The 16211-nt window shown below is 43.2% G+C and carries 15 protein-coding genes; 12 read left to right on the forward strand and 3 right to left on the reverse strand.

The genetic code is table 11. The features are described 5' to 3' along the window. Positions 1–10: 10 nt before the first annotated feature. The 7 genes from ybeY to deoC all read left to right on the forward strand — a co-directional run bounded on the left by ybeY (position 11) and on the right by deoC (position 6675). On the forward strand, positions 11–436 hold the full coding sequence (ybeY, locus tag I6E24_RS04360) for an rRNA maturation RNase YbeY (protein ID WP_235326551.1): 426 nt from the start codon (positions 11–13) through the stop codon (positions 434–436). A 116-nt stretch (positions 437–552) separates the two neighbouring features. Beyond that, positions 553–2424, forward strand: a complete 1872-nt coding sequence (mnmG, locus tag I6E24_RS04365) for a tRNA uridine-5-carboxymethylaminomethyl(34) synthesis enzyme MnmG (protein WP_235326553.1) — start codon at positions 553–555, stop codon at positions 2422–2424. Positions 2425–2556: 132 nt separating this feature from the next. Further along, the gene (locus tag I6E24_RS04370; protein WP_235326555.1) at positions 2557–3081 is read left to right on the forward strand and encodes an adenine phosphoribosyltransferase; all 525 of its coding nucleotides are present in this window, start codon (positions 2557–2559) and stop codon (positions 3079–3081) included. Between the two features lie 17 nt (positions 3082–3098). After that, positions 3099–4925, forward strand: a complete 1827-nt coding sequence (gene uvrC, locus I6E24_RS04375; RefSeq protein WP_235326557.1) for an excinuclease ABC subunit UvrC — start codon at positions 3099–3101, stop codon at positions 4923–4925. 12 nt (positions 4926–4937) lie between these two features. After that, positions 4938–5390, forward strand: coding sequence for a D-aminoacyl-tRNA deacylase (gene dtd / locus I6E24_RS04380; RefSeq protein ID WP_235326559.1), 453 nt, complete (start codon positions 4938–4940; stop codon positions 5388–5390). Positions 5391–5392: 2 nt separating this feature from the next. Then, positions 5393–5713, forward strand: coding sequence for a nucleotide pyrophosphohydrolase (locus tag I6E24_RS04385; protein WP_235326561.1), 321 nt, complete (start codon positions 5393–5395; stop codon positions 5711–5713). Between the two features lie 71 nt (positions 5714–5784). Further along, positions 5785–6675 carry a deoxyribose-phosphate aldolase gene (gene deoC / locus I6E24_RS04390; protein WP_235326579.1) on the forward strand — a complete coding sequence of 297 codons (891 nt, stop codon included), beginning with the start codon at positions 5785–5787 and terminating at the stop codon, positions 6673–6675. Positions 6676–6719: 44 nt separating this feature from the next. Here deoC and I6E24_RS04395 read toward each other — a convergent pair whose 3' ends face one another. Next, positions 6720–7694 (reverse strand): polyprenyl synthetase family protein, encoded by a 975-nt coding sequence (locus tag I6E24_RS04395; RefSeq protein WP_235326563.1) that lies wholly within the window; start codon positions 7692–7694, stop codon positions 6720–6722. Between the two features lie 94 nt (positions 7695–7788). Here I6E24_RS04395 and polA point away from each other — a divergent pair, with 94 nt between their 5' ends. The 5 genes from polA (at position 7789) to mnmA (ending at position 14513) form a co-directional block, all read left to right on the forward strand. After that, complete coding sequence (polA, locus tag I6E24_RS04400; RefSeq protein WP_235326565.1) at positions 7789–10572, forward strand: DNA polymerase I; 2784 nt, start codon at positions 7789–7791, stop codon at positions 10570–10572. A gap of 152 nt (positions 10573–10724) precedes the next feature. Then, on the forward strand, positions 10725–11111 hold the full coding sequence (locus I6E24_RS04405; RefSeq protein ID WP_235326567.1) for a DUF3836 domain-containing protein: 387 nt from the start codon (positions 10725–10727) through the stop codon (positions 11109–11111). A 169-nt stretch (positions 11112–11280) separates the two neighbouring features. Further along, on the forward strand, positions 11281–12384 hold the full coding sequence (gene ychF, locus I6E24_RS04410) for a redox-regulated ATPase YchF (protein WP_204392884.1): 1104 nt from the start codon (positions 11281–11283) through the stop codon (positions 12382–12384). 12 nt (positions 12385–12396) lie between these two features. Beyond that, positions 12397–13311 carry a ketopantoate reductase family protein gene (locus I6E24_RS04415; protein WP_235326569.1) on the forward strand — a complete coding sequence of 305 codons (915 nt, stop codon included), beginning with the start codon at positions 12397–12399 and terminating at the stop codon, positions 13309–13311. Positions 13312–13382: 71 nt separating this feature from the next. Further along, the gene (gene mnmA / locus I6E24_RS04420) at positions 13383–14513 is read left to right on the forward strand and encodes a tRNA 2-thiouridine(34) synthase MnmA (protein ID WP_235326571.1); all 1131 of its coding nucleotides are present in this window, start codon (positions 13383–13385) and stop codon (positions 14511–14513) included. Here the strand turns inward: mnmA and I6E24_RS04425 are convergent. Together I6E24_RS04425 and I6E24_RS04430 are read right to left on the reverse strand one after the other, a co-directional pair. Continuing rightward, positions 14485–15405 (reverse strand): carbohydrate kinase family protein, encoded by a 921-nt coding sequence (locus I6E24_RS04425; protein ID WP_235326573.1) that lies wholly within the window; start codon positions 15403–15405, stop codon positions 14485–14487. The genes mnmA and I6E24_RS04425 overlap by 29 nt on opposite strands. Positions 15406–15414: 9 nt before the next feature. Continuing rightward, positions 15415–15948, reverse strand: coding sequence for an LOG family protein (locus I6E24_RS04430; protein WP_235326575.1), 534 nt, complete (start codon positions 15946–15948; stop codon positions 15415–15417). Between the last annotated feature and the right edge of the window lie 263 nt (positions 15949–16211).

Raw genomic sequence — 16211 nt, forward strand, 5'->3', positions numbered from 1 at the left:
TATATAACCCATGATTACTTATCAGACAGACGGGGTTGAAATGCCCGACATCAAAAAGAGAGAAACCACAGAATGGATAAAAGCCGTAGCTGCATCGTATGGATTGCGTGTAGGAGAGATTGCTTATATCTTCTGTTCGGACGAAAAGATTCTTGAGGTGAACAGACAGTATCTACAGCATGATTATTACACTGACATCATCACATTCGACTACTGTGAAGGAAAGCGTATTGCAGGTGACCTGTTCATCAGCCTTGACACCGTAAGGACGAATGCCGAACAGTTCGGTGCGGAATATGACACGGAACTCCATCGCGTAATCATTCACGGAATCCTGCACCTGTGCGGAATAAACGACAAGGGACCGGGAGAAAGAGAGATAATGGAAGCGGCAGAAAACAAGGCACTGGATATGCTGAAAGAAATGGGCAATTAAGACAAACAAATTAGGGCGGGAATTTCTCGCCCTAATTTGTTAAATGATACTTGTTGAGGGGAAAAACAACGATAATTTTCACTAATTTTGCAACCAGTAATAAACATCATAATTCAATGGAATTTAAGTACGACGTTATTGTAATCGGTGCCGGTCATGCAGGTTGTGAAGCTGCTGCGGCAGCAGCCAATCTTGGATCCAAGACATGTCTTATAACAATGGACATGAACAAGATTGCACAGATGAGCTGCAACCCTGCGGTAGGTGGTATTGCAAAGGGACAGATAGTAAGAGAGATTGACGCATTGGGCGGATACATGGGATTGGTGACAGACAAGACTGCCATACAGTTCCGTATGCTGAACCGCTCGAAAGGTCCTGCCATGTGGAGCCCACGCGCACAGTGCGACAGAGGTAAGTTCATATGGGCATGGAGAGAAATTCTCGAGAACATTCCTAACCTGCATATATGGCAGGACACTGTGGAAGAACTTATAATCGAGAACGGGGAAATTAAAGGTCTGACAACTTGTTGGGGTGTGACATTCTATGCCAAATGTATTGTTCTCACAGCAGGAACTTTCCTCAACGGACTTATGCACATAGGACGCAAGATGCTTGCCGGAGGACGTTGCGCAGAGCCTGCTTCTTATCATCTTACAGAGTCTATAACCAGACATGGTATCACTGCCGGAAGAATGAAAACAGGAACACCGGTGAGAATTGACGCAAGAAGCGTACACTTCGACCTCATGGAGCCGCAGGACGGCGAGAATGATTTCCACAGATTTTCATTCATCAGCAAACCAAGAGAGCTTAAACAACTTCAGTGCTGGACTTGTTTTACTAACGAAGAGGTTCATGCCACACTGAGAAACGGACTGGCGGACTCCCCTCTTTACAACGGACAAATCCAGAGTATAGGCCCTCGCTACTGCCCGAGTATAGAAACGAAAATCGTAACTTTCCCGGACAAACCGCAGCATCAGCTTTTCCTGGAACCGGAAGGAGAAACAACACAGGAACTTTACCTCAACGGGTTCTCCTCTTCCCTACCTATGGACATCCAGCTTGAGGCTCTGAAGAAGATTCCTTGCTTTAAGGATGTGGTGCTTTACCGCTCGGGTTATGCCATAGAATACGACTACTTCGACCCTACCCAACTCAAGCATACGCTCGAATCGAAGATTGTCAAGAACCTGTTCTTTGCAGGTCAGGTGAACGGTACTACCGGTTACGAGGAAGCAGGCGGTCAGGGTATCATTGCAGGTATTAATGCTCATATCAACTGCCATGGCGGAGAGCCTTTCGTTCTGGGAAGAGACGAAGCTTATATCGGCGTACTTATAGACGACCTTGTAACAAAAGGAGTGGACGAGCCTTACCGTATGTTTACTTCGAGAGCAGAATACAGAATCTTGCTGAGACAGGATGATGCCGACTTCAGGCTTACAGAAAAAGCATACAAGCTCGGTCTTGCAAAACAGGACAGATACGACATCCTCTGCAAGAAGCGTGAAGAGATAGAGAAGATTGTAGAATTCACTAAGACCTACTCTATCAAGGCCGACAAGATAAACGACGGACTGGAAGCATTAGGAACAGCAAGACTGGTTCACGGATGCAAGCTCATCGATCTGATAAGTCGCCCACAAATTACGATAGAGAACATCGCTCCTCTTGTACCTGCATTTAAGGCTGTACTCGACAGAATAGAGGACCGCAAGGAAGAGATTATTGAGGCTGCCGAAGTACAAATCAAGTACAAGGGATACATAGACCGCGAGAGAATGATAGCCGACAAAATACACCGTCTGGAGTCAATCAAGATAAAGGGTAAGTTCGACTATGACACACTCCAGTCTCTATCTACAGAGGCTAGACAGAAGCTAAAGAAGATAGACCCTGAGACATTGGCACAGGCTAGCCGAATACCGGGTATATCCCCTAGCGACATCAACGTGCTGTTGGTGCTGATGGGACGATAAAGCTATGTTTCACGTGAAACAATTTGTTTAACGAATACTTGTAAACCGCTGTAAATAAAGCTATATACCCTTAAAGTCGAAAGTAAACTTAATGTAAAACTTTAAGGGTTGAACAAATAAAAAGACAAAGTAATGAACAAAGAAACTTTAAGAAAGAACCTTCGTGAGATTCCAGATTTTCCCAAGCCGGGAATTCTGTTTTATGACGTAACTACCCTATTCAAGAACAGTGAGTGCCTTAGCGGCCTGATAGATGAACTGTACGAAATGTATAAGGATAAAGGCATCACAAAAGTGATAGGTATTGAATCAAGAGGATTTATCCTTGGCGGTGCCCTGGCGGCAAGACTTGGTGCCGGTTTTATCATGGCTCGCAAGCCTGGAAAGCTACCGGCAGAAGTAATAGAAGAAACTTACGAAAAGGAATACGGAACTGATACAATCCAGCTTCATAAGGATGCCATCAGCGAAGACGATGTGGTATTGCTTCACGACGACCTTCTTGCAACAGGTGGAACTATGGCAGCTACACACAGACTGGTTAAGAAAGCTGGAGCAAAAGAGACATACATCAACTTCGTTATAGAGCTGAAAGATCTTAAAGGAAGAAAGGCCTTCCCTTCTGATGTTGACGTCACAACGATACTTGAACTCTAAATCATTTCTTAGCAATAATGGATTCGAAAGAGGAACTTAAAACCAGCGATTATCTTAGAGGAATTGTCTTGAACCTGCCGGACAGTCCGGGGATTTATCAGTACCTGAATACTGAGGGGACTATCATTTATGTGGGCAAGGCAAAGAATCTGAAGAGACGTGTATATTCGTATTTTGCAAAGGAACACCAATCGGCAAAGACAAGGATTCTGGTAAGCAAAATTGCGGATATTAAATATATCGTGGTAAACTCTGAGGAGGATGCGTTATTGCTGGAAAATAACCTGATCAAAAAATATAAGCCACGATACAACGTACTGCTTAAAGACGACAAGAGCTACCCTTCTATCTGCATCAGCAACGAGTATTTTCCACGTGTTTTCAAGACAAGAAAGATAATCAGAAAAGAAGGTACCTACTTCGGTCCGTACAGCCACGTTCCTTCGATGATGGCTGTACTTGAGCTAATAAAGAAACTCTACAATCTGAGAACATGCCATCTGGCTCTTACACCAGAAAACATATCGCAAGGTAAATTCAAGGTTTGTCTGGAATATCATATCAAGAACTGCAAAGGACCATGTATAGGACTCCAAAGCCATGAAGAATACATGAAGCAGATAGCCGAGATAAAAGAGATTCTGAAGGGCAATACGCGCATCATAAGCGATATGCTGATGGACGAGATGCAGAAGCTGGCAAGCGAACTTAAGTTTGAAGAGGCGCATAAGATTAAGCTGAAATACGACCTTGTGGAAAGCTACAGATCGAAGAGCGAGGTGGTCAGTTCGGTACTTCACAACATCGATGTATTCTCTATAGAGACTGACGAGGGAGTGGCATATATCAACTATCTGCACATCACGAACGGATGCATAAACCAGGCCTTCACATTCGAATATAAAGTGCGAATGAACGAAACAAAGGAAGAACTTCTGCAGTTGGGCATTGTGGAGATGCGCGAAAGATATCAGAGTAAATCGAAAGAGATAATCGTTCCGTTCGAACTGGATATGGAAATGAACGGAGTGACATTCACAGTACCACAAAGAGGCGACAAAAAACATCTTCTGGAACTGTCTATACTGAACGTAAAGCAGTATAAGGTAGACCGCCTGAAACAGGCAGAAAAGCTTAATCCGGAACAGAGAAGCGTAAGGCTGATGAAGGAAATTCAGGAGCAGCTTCATCTGGAGAAAATGCCTGTCCACATAGAATGTTTCGATAACTCGAATATTCAGGGTTCGGACGCTGTAGCAGCCTGTGTGGTTTTCAAGAAAGCAAAACCGAGCAAAAAGGATTACAGGAAATACATAATAAAAACCGTAGAAGGGCCGGACGATTATGCTTCGATGCAAGAAGTAGTGAGACGAAGATATACACGTATATTGAACGAGCAAGGCGAAATGCCGGACGTTATTCTGACAGACGGTGGAAAAGGACAGATGGAGGTTGTAAGACAAGTGATAGAAGACGAACTTCACCTCAGCATTCCAATTGTGGGACTGGCAAAAGATAACCGTCACAGGACATCTGAAGTACTTGCAGGATTTCCACCGCAGACCATAGGAATAAAGCAGGGAACTCCCCTATTCCATCTGCTTGAGAACATTCAGGACGAAGTGCACAGATTTGCCATCACCTTCCATCGCGACAAGAGAAGCAAGAGCCAGATAGCATCGGCACTGGACAACATCAAAGGTATCGGAGAGAAAAAGAAAACGGCGCTTCTGAAGGCTTTTAAGAGCGTCAGACGAATAAAGGAAGCCAGCATAGAGGAATTATCCAAAGTGGTGGGAGAAGCCTCTGCAAAGGCCGTAAAAGAGGAATTAAACAAGGAATAATTTTATCAGAATATGAGATTAGTTATACAGAGGGTAAGCCATGCGTCGGTAACCATAAACGGTGTTTGCAAATCGGCTATCAAAGAGGGTTTCATGATACTCGTAGGGATTGAGGAAGCCGACACAAAAGAGGATGCCGACTGGCTGTGCAAAAAGGTTATCGGACTTAGAGTGTTCGACGACGAGAACGGAGTAATGAACAAATCCATAATGGACGTAAACGGCGAAATTCTTATCGTCAGCCAGTTCACACTGATGGCTTCTACAAAGAAAGGAAACAGACCGTCGTACATAAGAGCTGCCGGACATGAGACCGCTATCCCACTCTATGAATACTTCTGCAGCGAAGTAAGCAAGGCATTGGGCAAGGAAGTAGGTACCGGTGAATTCGGAGCAGACATGAAAGTAGAGCTGCTTAACAACGGTCCAGTAACAATATGGATGGACACTAAAAATAAGGAATAATTATGACACTTGAAGAGGCTCAAAAGACAGTTGACAACTGGATTAAGGAATACGGGGTTAGGTACTTCAGCGAACTTACCAACATGGCAGTATTGACTGAAGAAGTAGGTGAACTCGCCAGAGTGATGTCAAGAAAATACGGTGACCAGTCATTCAAGGAAGGAGAAAACCAGGACCCGGCAGACGAAATGGCCGATGTTCTTTGGGTACTTCTCTGTCTGGCAAACCAGACAGGGGTGAACCTTACGGAAGCATTCAAAAAGAACATCGAGAAAAAAACTTCAAGAGATAAAGACAGACATAAAAACAATCCAAAACTATAATGCTTATGAGTTACAACGAAGAAAACATCTACGATTTTGAACAGGAACATGACCACGAGCATGAACATGAAATGCCTGCAGGTGATAAATACACTGAGGCACTGAACAAGTATAACACCGCCATAAAAGACGATGAAATAACCTATGCAACGGATAATATTCTGAATAAATATCTTCATGAGAACAACACAAAAGATGTAAAGAAATTTTTATTCAATTGCATTGATCTTACAAGTCTGAAATGTACAGACAGCGAAGAAAGCATACTTAAATTTACAGAGAAAGTAAACGAGTTTGCGGACAAGTATCCCGACCTGAAAAATGTTGCCGCAATCTGTGTTTACCCTAATATGGCAGAGATCGTGAACGACGCTCTGGAGGCAGACGACGTCAAGATAGCATGCGTGTCAGGAGGCTTCCCGTCATCACAGACATTCACCGAAGTCAAAGTAGCCGAAACAGCCATGGCTATACATGCAGGCGCCGACGAGATAGATATCGTTATGCCGGTAGGCAAATTCCTTAGCGGAGATTACGAGGGAATGTGCGACGAAATAGAGGAGCTGAAAGCTGTTTGTGGAGACAAAACTCTGAAAGTTATACTTGAAACAGGTGTACTGGGAAGCGCTTCAAACATAAAGAAAGCTTCTATCCTGGCGATGTATGCAGGTGCTGACTTCATCAAGACTTCTACCGGAAAGGAAAGCATAGGAGCAACTCTAGAGGCTGCTTTTATAATGTGTAAGGCAATAAAGGAATACTTCCTTGAAACAGGAATAAAGATCGGTTTTAAAGCTGCCGGAGGTATCAATACAGTGGAAGATGCCTTGAAATATTATACAATAGCCAAAGAAGTACTTGGAGAAGAATGGCTGAACGATGGACTATTCCGCATCGGAACAAGTCGTCTTGCAAACCTTTTGCTTTCGGACATAACAGGTGAAGACATCAAGTTCTTCTAAATAAATCTACATAAAACGAAAAAGGACGGTTTCCCGTCCTTTTTTTATTTCTTTCTGTCAATTACATAATCAATATAAGCAGTCAATGCAAGCCTTATATCCTGTGGTATATATTCAGGCAATAAGTCTAGCGCCTTGTTCCTGTAGTCACGCATAACCTTATCGGCATACTCTATCCCACCCTCTTTTTTAACCGTCTCAACAAACGACAGGATTTCGTCTTTGGTGGCATTCATTCCTCTTATGCGCAAGGCCAAAGCATTCAAGGCTTCATCATTCATCTTATTCAGGACATATATTGCAGGCAGGGTAAGTTTTCCTTCAACCATATCGTTTCCGGTAGGCTTTCCTATGTTTTCATCTTCAAAATAATCAAAGATATCATCCTTTATCTGAAATGCAATACCAAGCATCTCTCCGAATGATGCCGCACTTTTAACCTCTTTTTCCGATGCTCCTACAGCAACTGCTCCACACTCTGCAGCAGCGGCAAACAACGCCGCAGTTTTTCTGCGTATTACATTGAAATAATCTTCTTCTGAAAATTCCTTGTTCGAAAGATTGGCCAACTGTATCACCTCACCCAAAGAAAGATCCTGACCAAGATCGGACACCAGTTCAACCAGCTTTATGTTTTTGGTCAATGAGGCATGTTTCAAACAAGTAGCCAGGATATAATCGCCAACCAGAACCGAAAGCTTGTTATTATAAACAGCATTTACAGACTGCTGTCCCCTTCGTTCACTACTCTCATCCACCACATCATCATGAACAAGACTTGCCGTATGAAGCAATTCAAGCGACAGAGCTACATGCCTTACCGAATCATCTATAACGCCATAAGCTTTGGCAACAAGCATAACCAATATCGGTCTCATCATCTTGCCACTCCTTTTCTTTATATATGCAAGCACATTGTCAAGAAGCGGATTATCACTCTTTAATGACGAAACGAATAGCTCTCTGAAAGCCTCCAACTCATTTGTAATAGGTTGTTTTATTATATCTACTGTGTTCATCGGGAATAAATTAGCGTACAAAAGTAATAATAAAACGGGGAATACGGTATTTTTTTGTACTTTTACATGAAATTTCATTATTAATTCACACTATATGGATAAACTTTTTCTACTCGATGCCTACGCATTAATCTACCGTGCATATTACGCGTTAATCAAAAGTCCCAGAATAAACTCGAAAGGATTCAACACATCGGCTATCCTGGGTTTTGTAAATACACTTGAAGATGTATTGAAAAAAGAATCGCCTACCCATATCGGTGTAGCTTTCGACCCCTCGGGTCCGACATTCAGACACGAAGCATACAAAGAATATAAAGCGCAGAGAGAGGAAACTCCCGAAGCCATACGATTGTCAGTACCTATTATAAAGGATATCATCAGAGCATACAGAATACCGATACTTGAGGTTCCCGGTTACGAAGCTGACGACGTTATCGGCACACTTGCCACTGAGGCCGGCAAAAGGGGTATCACCACATATATGATGACTCCCGACAAGGACTACGGCCAGCTGGTAAGCGAGAACGTATTCATGTACAGACCCAAGTATGGCGACAAGGAGTTCGACATAATGGGTATAGAAGAGGTAAAAGCAAAATTCAATATAGAATCCACCAGTCAGGTAATCGATATGCTTGGACTTATGGGTGACTCGTCAGACAATATACCGGGCTGTCCGGGCGTTGGCGAGAAAACGGCCCAGAAACTTATTTCTGAGTTCGGCAGTATCGAAAACCTGCTTGAACACACTGACCAGCTGAAAGGGGCAATAAAGACAAAGGTGGAATCGAATGTCGAAAAGATAAAATTCTCAAAATTCCTCGCCACTATAAAAACTGACGTTCCCATCGAGCTTGACATGGATTCTCTGAAACGCGAAGCTCCGGATGAAGAAAAACTTAGAAGCATTTTCGAGGAGCTGGAATTCCGTACACTATTGGAAAGGGTATTCAAATCCGACAAAAAGCCGGCAGCAAAACCGGCACCCGAAAAACAGGCACTCCAAGGCGATCTCTTTGGATTTTTTGCCGACGACAATACGGAAGAACAGAAAAATTCAAGTCTCAAAAGGCTTGAAGACACCGATTATGACTATCAACTCATTGATACAGAGGATAAAATAAACGATTTTTTAAGAATAATCCTTACAAAGGAAATTATCAGTCTGGATACAGAGACCACAAACACTGACGCAATGAGCGCAGAACTGGTAGGAATGAGCTTCAGCTATGCGGAAAACCAGGCTTTTTATGTTCCTGTACCGAAAGACAGAGAAGAAGCCCAGAAAATCGTCGATAAGTTCAAACCTGTATTCGAGAATGAAAAATCCATAAAGGTGGGACAGAACATAAAATACGACATGATTGTCCTTGCCAACTACGGAGTCGCCATTAAAGGACAGATGTTCGACACCATGATAGCTCATTACGTGTTGCAGCCTGAACTGCATCATGGCATGGACTACCTGGCAGAAGTATATCTGAAATATGACACCATAAAGATAGAAGAGCTGATTGGTGCAAAAGGAAAGAACCAGCGCAACATGCGCGACCTCTCTCCTACCGATATATATAAATACGCATGCGAAGATGCGGACGTTACGCTCAAACTGAAGAACATCCTTGAAAAGGAACTTGAGACTAACGGTGTGAAAGAACTGTTCGAAGAAATAGAGATGCCGCTAGTCCCAGTACTTGCTTACATCGAAAGAAACGGAGTGAGAATAGATACTGAAGCCCTGAAAGAAACTTCCAGACATTTCACCATAAGAATGCGCGAAATAGAAGAAGAGATATACAAGCTTGCAGAAACGGAATTCAATGTCTCTTCTCCGAAGCAGGTAGGCGAAGTACTTTTCGACAGACTGAAGATAGTAGAAAAAGCCAAGAAAACCAAGACAGGCCAGTACGTCACATCCGAAGAGGTTCTGGAAAGTCTGAAAGGCAAGCATGAGATTGTAGGCAAGATATTGGAACATCGTGGTCTGAAAAAACTGCTCGGCACATATATAGACGCACTTCCCGAACTTATCAATCCAAAGACGGGAAGGATACATACATCCTTCAATCAAACCGTAACTGCTACAGGACGATTAAGCTCAAGCAATCCTAACCTGCAGAACATCCCTGTCAGAAACGAGGACGGGAAAGAAATCAGAAAAGCATTCATTCCGGACGACGGATGCGAATTCTTTTCTGCCGACTATTCTCAGATAGAACTTAGAATAATGGCACATCTGAGTGAAGACGAGAATATGATTGAAGCCTTCAGGGAAGAACAGGATATTCATGCGGCAACAGCAGCCAAAATATATAAGATAAATATAGACGAGGTAAGCAGAGAGCAAAGAAGCAAGGCAAAGACTGCGAATTTCGGTATTATATACGGTATTTCCGTATTCGGACTTGCGGAACGCCTGAATGTGGACCGCAAAGAAGCCAAGGAACTTATTGACGGATATTTCGAAAACTATCCTAAAGTGAAAGCCTATATGGACGAAAGTATCCGTTCTGCTAGGGACAAAGGTTACATTGAGACAATATTCAAGCGCAAAAGGTATCTTCCTGACATAAACTCAAGAAATGCCGTAGTAAGAGGCTATGCCGAACGAAATGCAATCAATGCACCTATCCAGGGTAGTGCAGCCGACATAATCAAAGTAGCCATGATAAGAATATACAAACGATTCATGGACGAAGGTATCAAGTCTAAAATGATACTGCAGGTACACGATGAACTCAATTTCAGCGTGTTGAGAGAAGAAAAGGAAAAAGTGCAGCAAATTGTGATTTCCGAAATGGAGGCTGCTTACAAAATGAAAGTACCTTTGCTTGCAGACTGCGGTTGGGGTCAAAATTGGCTTGAAGCACACTAGTACACCAGAATTGTAAACAGAAGTTAAATAACTAACATTTTGCTAATTTATAGTCATTTTTTGGGGTTAAACTATACAACATATCAAAATAACATCTATATTTGCATCGCAATCAAGAACAAAATGTAAGTTAAACCTAAAACAATAAAAAAATGAAAGCTATGAATTTTATCAAAACCTTGTTAGTAATTGTAACAGTTTTTATCGCTAATGCTACTATTTCAGCTGCAAAGTTGAATAACAACCTGATTTACAACGCAGAAGAAATCGACGGAGTGAAAGTTGCAGAAACAGTCTATAAAATGGACAACAATCTGCTTACTAAATACATGAAGTACAATTATAAATATAATGAAAACAATCAGATGACTGAAAATCTGTCACAGAAATGGAATGCTGAAAACAACTGTTGGGTTAACGACTTGAAAATCTGTTATACATACGACAGCAAAAGCATCACAACAGAATATTACAAATGGAACAGCAAAAAAGGTGAATTCATCCTTATTCCTGACATGACAGTTACAATGGATAAATAAAAAAACAAGCAGATAAAATCAGAAACATAAATCTCTCTAAATTTTAGGAGGTATCTTCCCCAAGATACCTCCTTTTTTTGCTATATGGCTACCATTCTTTGGTTATATTATTAGAAATAAGTAACTTTGCAGAGTTTTAGATCTAAAAATAAAAAACTTAAATATATTTATGGCTCTACAATGTGGTATTGTCGGCCTACCTAACGTAGGCAAATCGACACTTTTCAATTGCTTATCAAACGCAAAGGCTCAGGCAGCCAATTTCCCATTCTGTACAATCGAACCTAACGTAGGTGTAATCACTGTACCTGACGAACGTCTTAACAAACTGGCAGAACTTATAAATCCTAACCGAATAGTTCCTACAACAGTAGAAATCGTTGATATCGCCGGTCTGGTAAAAGGAGCCAGCAAGGGTGAAGGTCTTGGTAACAAATTCCTTGCAAACATCCGCGAGACAGATGCCATCATCCACGTTTTGCGTTGCTTCGACGATGATAACGTAACTCACGTTGACGGAAGCGTTGACCCTGTACGCGACAAGGAGATTATCGATACCGAACTTCAGTTGAAAGACCTTGAGACTATCGAAAGCCGCATACAGAAAGTGCAGAAACAGGCACAGACAGGTGGTGACAAGGTTGCAAAACAGACATACGAAGTGCTTGTACAGTACAAGGAAGCCCTTGAACAGGGAAAATCGGCACGTACAGTCCAGTTCGAGACAAAAGACGAGCAGAAGATAGCAAGAGAATTGTTCCTCATCACAAGCAAGCCTGTACTTTATGTATGCAATGTGGATGAAGCAAGCGCTGTGAACGGAAACAAATACGTTGAACAGGTTCGCGAAGCCGTAAAAGACGAGAATGCTGAAATCCTTATCGTCGCAGCAAAGACAGAAGCAGACATCGCCGAACTTGAGACATACGAGGACCGCCAGATGTTCCTTCAGGAAGTAGGTCTGGAAGAATCAGGCGTTACACGACTCATCAAGGCTGCCTACAAACTGCTTGACCTTGAGACATTCCTCACAGCCGGAGTGCAGGAAGTAAGAGCATGGACATACCGCAAAGGCTGGAAGGCTCCACAATGCGCCGGCGTAATCCACACTGACTTCGAAAAAGGCTTTATCCGTGCCGAAGTAATCAAATACGACGATTACATCAAATACGGTTCTGAAGCAGCTGTAAAAGAAGCTGGAAAGATGAATGTAGAAGGTAAGGACTATATTGTTCAGGACGGCGACATCATGCACTTCAGATTCAATGTATAATCTCAATTATATATGCAAAAGAAATATCTAATCATAGGAACCGGCGGCGTTGGAGGCAGCATCGCCGGTTTTTTGGCATTAAACGGTGAGGACGTCACCTGCATAGCACGCGGCGCACACCTAGAGGCAATCCGCAAGAACGGACTGCACCTGAAATCCGATCTTAAAGGGGAACACTTTCTGAGCGTAAAAGCCTGTACATCCGAAGAATACAACGACAAGGCTGACGTTATTTTCGTATGCGTGAAAGGATATTCCATCGATTCAATAAAAGATGTCCTTGAGCGCGCTTCTACACCCGACACACTGGTTATTCCTATACTTAATGTTTATGGCACAGGCCCCAGAATAGGCCGTCTTGCACCATCAGTGAAAGTACTCGACGGATGCATCTACATAGTAGGTTTCGTATCCGGCGAAGGCGAAATAACCCAGATGGGAACAATTTTCCGCCTCGTATTCGGCGCACGTCCGGAGCAGGGTGTAGCCCATGAAAGACTGGAAGAAATAGCCGATACGCTGCGCAAATGCGGTATTAAGGTAGATGTATCCGACGACATAAACCGTGACACATTCATCAAATGGGCATTCATTTCTGCCATGGCTTGCACAGGAGCATATCACGATGTACCAATGGGCGAAGTGCAGCACGAAGGCGAAGTGCGCGACACCTTCAAGGGACTATCAACCGAAAGTGCGGAGATAGGCCGTCGCCTGGGAGTATCATTCCCTGAAGACCCTGTAGAATATAATCTGAAGGTTATAGACAAGCTTGACCCTCACAGCACGGCATCAATGCAGAAGGATATTGCCAGAGGACATCAGTCCGAGATACAGGGAATGCTGTTCGATATGATAGACCTTGGCGAGAAGCTTGGAGTAAACCTCGATACATATCATAAGGTTGCCAAAAAGTTCATAAAATAACCACAAGCAATCCCTATCTTATGAACATCATCGCCACACCTGCTGTTATTTAATACAAAACGACACTAAGAATGAAAGACAGAGAAAAGAGAGTACTGGTAGGTATGAGCGGCGGAATAGACAGTTCTGCCACATGCATCATGCTTCAGGAAAAAGGATATGAAGTAGTGGGCGTAACCATGCGCACATGGGACATAGCGTCACAGTTCACCACCCCCGGTCAGGAAGAGCCTAACTTTGTGCTCGAAGCAAGAGCACTGGCAGCCAGACTGGGTATAGAACACCATGTGGCAGACGTTCGCGAGGAATTCAAGCAGGTGATAGTGAAGTATTTCATCGACGAATACATGCGTGGCCGCACCCCTAACCCATGCGTGATGTGCAATCCGCTTTTCAAGGAAAAGATACTGTGCGAATGGGCAGACAAGACCGGTTGTGCCTACATAGCTACAGGTCATTACTGCCGCATGGAGGAAAGAAACGGCAACAGATATATCCTCACAGGCGATGACAGTACAAAAGACCAGTCGTATTTCCTCTGGAAACTCCCGCAGGAGATACTCCGCAGAATGATGTTCCCTCTCGGTGGAATGACTAAAGTAGAAGTAAGGGAATACCTTGCATCGAAAGGATTCGAAGCCAAGGCCAAGGGAGGAGAAAGCATGGAGATATGCTTTATCGACAAGGACTACAGAGACTTCCTGAAAGAACATTGCCCAGACATAGACGAGAAGATAGGTCCGGGATGGTTTGTTGACAGCAAGGGGCTGAAATTGGGTCAGCATAAGGGTTTTGCCTATTACACAATAGGACAGCGCAAAGGTCTGGAGATAGCACTGGGAAAACCTGCCTACGTACTGAAAATAAACCCTGCAAAGAATACTGTAATGCTGGGCGACGCCGAGCAGCTAAAGACAGAATACATGCTGGTGGAGGATATCAACGCTGCCGACATAAACGAGATTCTTACATGTCCAGAACTGTCGGTAAGAATACGCTACAGAAGCAAGCCTATTCCATGCACCGCTACCCTACTAGACGACGGACGCATGATGGTGCATTTCTGCGTCGAGGCATCGGCCATCACACCGGGACAGTCTGCCGTGTTCTACGACGGCAACCGCGTTCTGGGAGGCGGTTTCATTGCCTTCCAGAACGAAGTGAAGAAGATTGTCAGCGGTATGACGCAGCAAACTCTTTAGATACAGAATTGTGTACACTGCGGCACACTTCCGCGCTGAAGTCAATGCCGCAGCGTATTATCTTGTCCCAATCGGTTTCCGAAAGACCGGACAAATCATCTTTCCCGATATTGTTCTTTATAAGCCCATACACCACACCGGCATTGAAATTATCACCCGCACCTACGGTACTAACCGTTTGGACAGGCTCAACGCCGTATGTCTTATTGAAATTACCCGTATAGAGGTGTATATCCTTATCTGCATCAGTACAGATAAAGTTCCTGCAATAAAAACCTACGTTATTCTTATATACCTTATCCGGATCACTTATTTTAAACAAATTCTGAAAATCCTCAGTCGAACCGCGCAGAATATCCGCATACTCAAAGTTCTCAAGCACAGTAGGCATCAGCTTTATAGCCTCCGACAGATGATTACTTCTGAAATTAACGTCATAATATATTATGGCGCCATTATCCTTGGCCATATCCATCACCTCCTTGATCTTGTCGCGGAGCAAAGGCGATATAGCATAATACGAACCTATAATCAGTATATCATCCTTACCGATTTCCGGCATCTTTACGTCCAGCCTCAACTTAGGATAATCCTTGTAGAAAATATATTCCGCATCATTTCTTTCATTCAGAAAAGCCAGTGACACAGGCGATTTTCCGTCAGGAAACACATTCACACTGTCTGTCTTCACACCGTTTTCACGCATATTCTCAAGGATAATCTGCCCTACCCTGTCGTTACCGGTCTCGCTTATGAATGTTACGTCCATACCCATTCTTCCCAACGATACCACACCGTTATACACCGAACCTCCCGGTACAGCTGCCTGTGGCTGTCCGTCTCTGAAAAGTATATCGAGTATCGTCTCTCCTATTCCTATAATCTTTCTCATATTTTCATTTCATTTAATCAATCCCACCAGTTCTTCAAACGAATTAGCCACTTTATAAAAGTTCTTCAGCGGCGAGTGTGCAAAGTGCTGCCTCTCCAATCCGTCCAGAAAAGCAATTACCCCATTCCAAAATCCGTTTATATTGTAGAAAATCACCTGTTTGCGATGATATCCGATAGTAGCCGAAGCCATCACGCTGAACACCTCGTCCAATGTCCCTACTCCTCCGGGAAGTGCTATCGACACTTCCGACTCGCGCAACATCACATCTTTCCTTTCACTAAGGTTATCCGTACGGAAAACCACGTCGCAAAGGTCACTGGTCTTTCCACGCTCCTCCACTATGGTAGGCACTACTCCCATCACCATAGCTCCGTGTGCCTTTGCCTCGTCGGCAATCTCCTCCATCAGACCCGAACTTGTACCACCGTAAACCAAAGTTTTACCGTTGTCTCCCATCCAGGCACCAAGCTCGCGTGCCTTTTCGGCATAGATATTATCAATGTCCTGCGATGCAGAACAGAATACTGCTATATGTTCCATTTCAGATGAATTTTATTTACAAATATGGAGATAAAAAACGACACTTTTTGCATGCCCTATACATTTTTTTAAAACGTGCCCACATTTAAGTCAAAACGTGCGTTCGTTTTACCTTAAAATTGCCCACGTTTTTTTATAAGTAAGTGATCTAAAATATTTTTATATTCAGCATAAATTATTAATATTGTCTCATGATATTTTAGAAATTGAATCATGAAACATATAAAAGTGCTTGAATTGAGTGAGGCTGATCGCCTCAAACT

Origin of the sequence: Bacteroides caecigallinarum, assembly GCF_021530995.1 — a bacterium.
GTDB lineage: Bacteria > Bacteroidota > Bacteroidia > Bacteroidales > Bacteroidaceae > Phocaeicola > Phocaeicola faecigallinarum.

Excerpts from the sequence above, each read along its gene's own strand:
- ybeY (WP_235326551.1), top strand. The coding sequence starts at position 11 with ATGATTACTTATCAGACAGACGGGGTTGAAATGCCCGACATCAAAAAG.
- mnmG (WP_235326553.1), top strand. The coding sequence starts at position 553 with ATGGAATTTAAGTACGACGTTATTGTAATCGGTGCCGGTCATGCAGGT.
- I6E24_RS04370 (WP_235326555.1), top strand. The coding sequence starts at position 2,557 with ATGAACAAAGAAACTTTAAGAAAGAACCTTCGTGAGATTCCAGATTTT.
- uvrC (WP_235326557.1), top strand. The coding sequence starts at position 3,099 with ATGGATTCGAAAGAGGAACTTAAAACCAGCGATTATCTTAGAGGAATT.
- dtd (WP_235326559.1), top strand. The coding sequence starts at position 4,938 with ATGAGATTAGTTATACAGAGGGTAAGCCATGCGTCGGTAACCATAAAC.
- I6E24_RS04385 (WP_235326561.1), top strand. The coding sequence starts at position 5,393 with ATGACACTTGAAGAGGCTCAAAAGACAGTTGACAACTGGATTAAGGAA.
- deoC (WP_235326579.1), top strand. The coding sequence starts at position 5,785 with ATGCCTGCAGGTGATAAATACACTGAGGCACTGAACAAGTATAACACC.
- I6E24_RS04395 (WP_235326563.1), bottom strand. The coding sequence starts at position 7,694 with ATGAACACAGTAGATATAATAAAACAACCTATTACAAATGAGTTGGAG.
- polA (WP_235326565.1), top strand. The coding sequence starts at position 7,789 with ATGGATAAACTTTTTCTACTCGATGCCTACGCATTAATCTACCGTGCA.
- I6E24_RS04405 (WP_235326567.1), top strand. The coding sequence starts at position 10,725 with ATGAAAGCTATGAATTTTATCAAAACCTTGTTAGTAATTGTAACAGTT.
- ychF (WP_204392884.1), top strand. The coding sequence starts at position 11,281 with ATGGCTCTACAATGTGGTATTGTCGGCCTACCTAACGTAGGCAAATCG.
- I6E24_RS04415 (WP_235326569.1), top strand. The coding sequence starts at position 12,397 with ATGCAAAAGAAATATCTAATCATAGGAACCGGCGGCGTTGGAGGCAGC.
- mnmA (WP_235326571.1), top strand. The coding sequence starts at position 13,383 with ATGAAAGACAGAGAAAAGAGAGTACTGGTAGGTATGAGCGGCGGAATA.
- I6E24_RS04425 (WP_235326573.1), bottom strand. The coding sequence starts at position 15,405 with ATGAGAAAGATTATAGGAATAGGAGAGACGATACTCGATATACTTTTC.
- I6E24_RS04430 (WP_235326575.1), bottom strand. The coding sequence starts at position 15,948 with ATGGAACATATAGCAGTATTCTGTTCTGCATCGCAGGACATTGATAAT.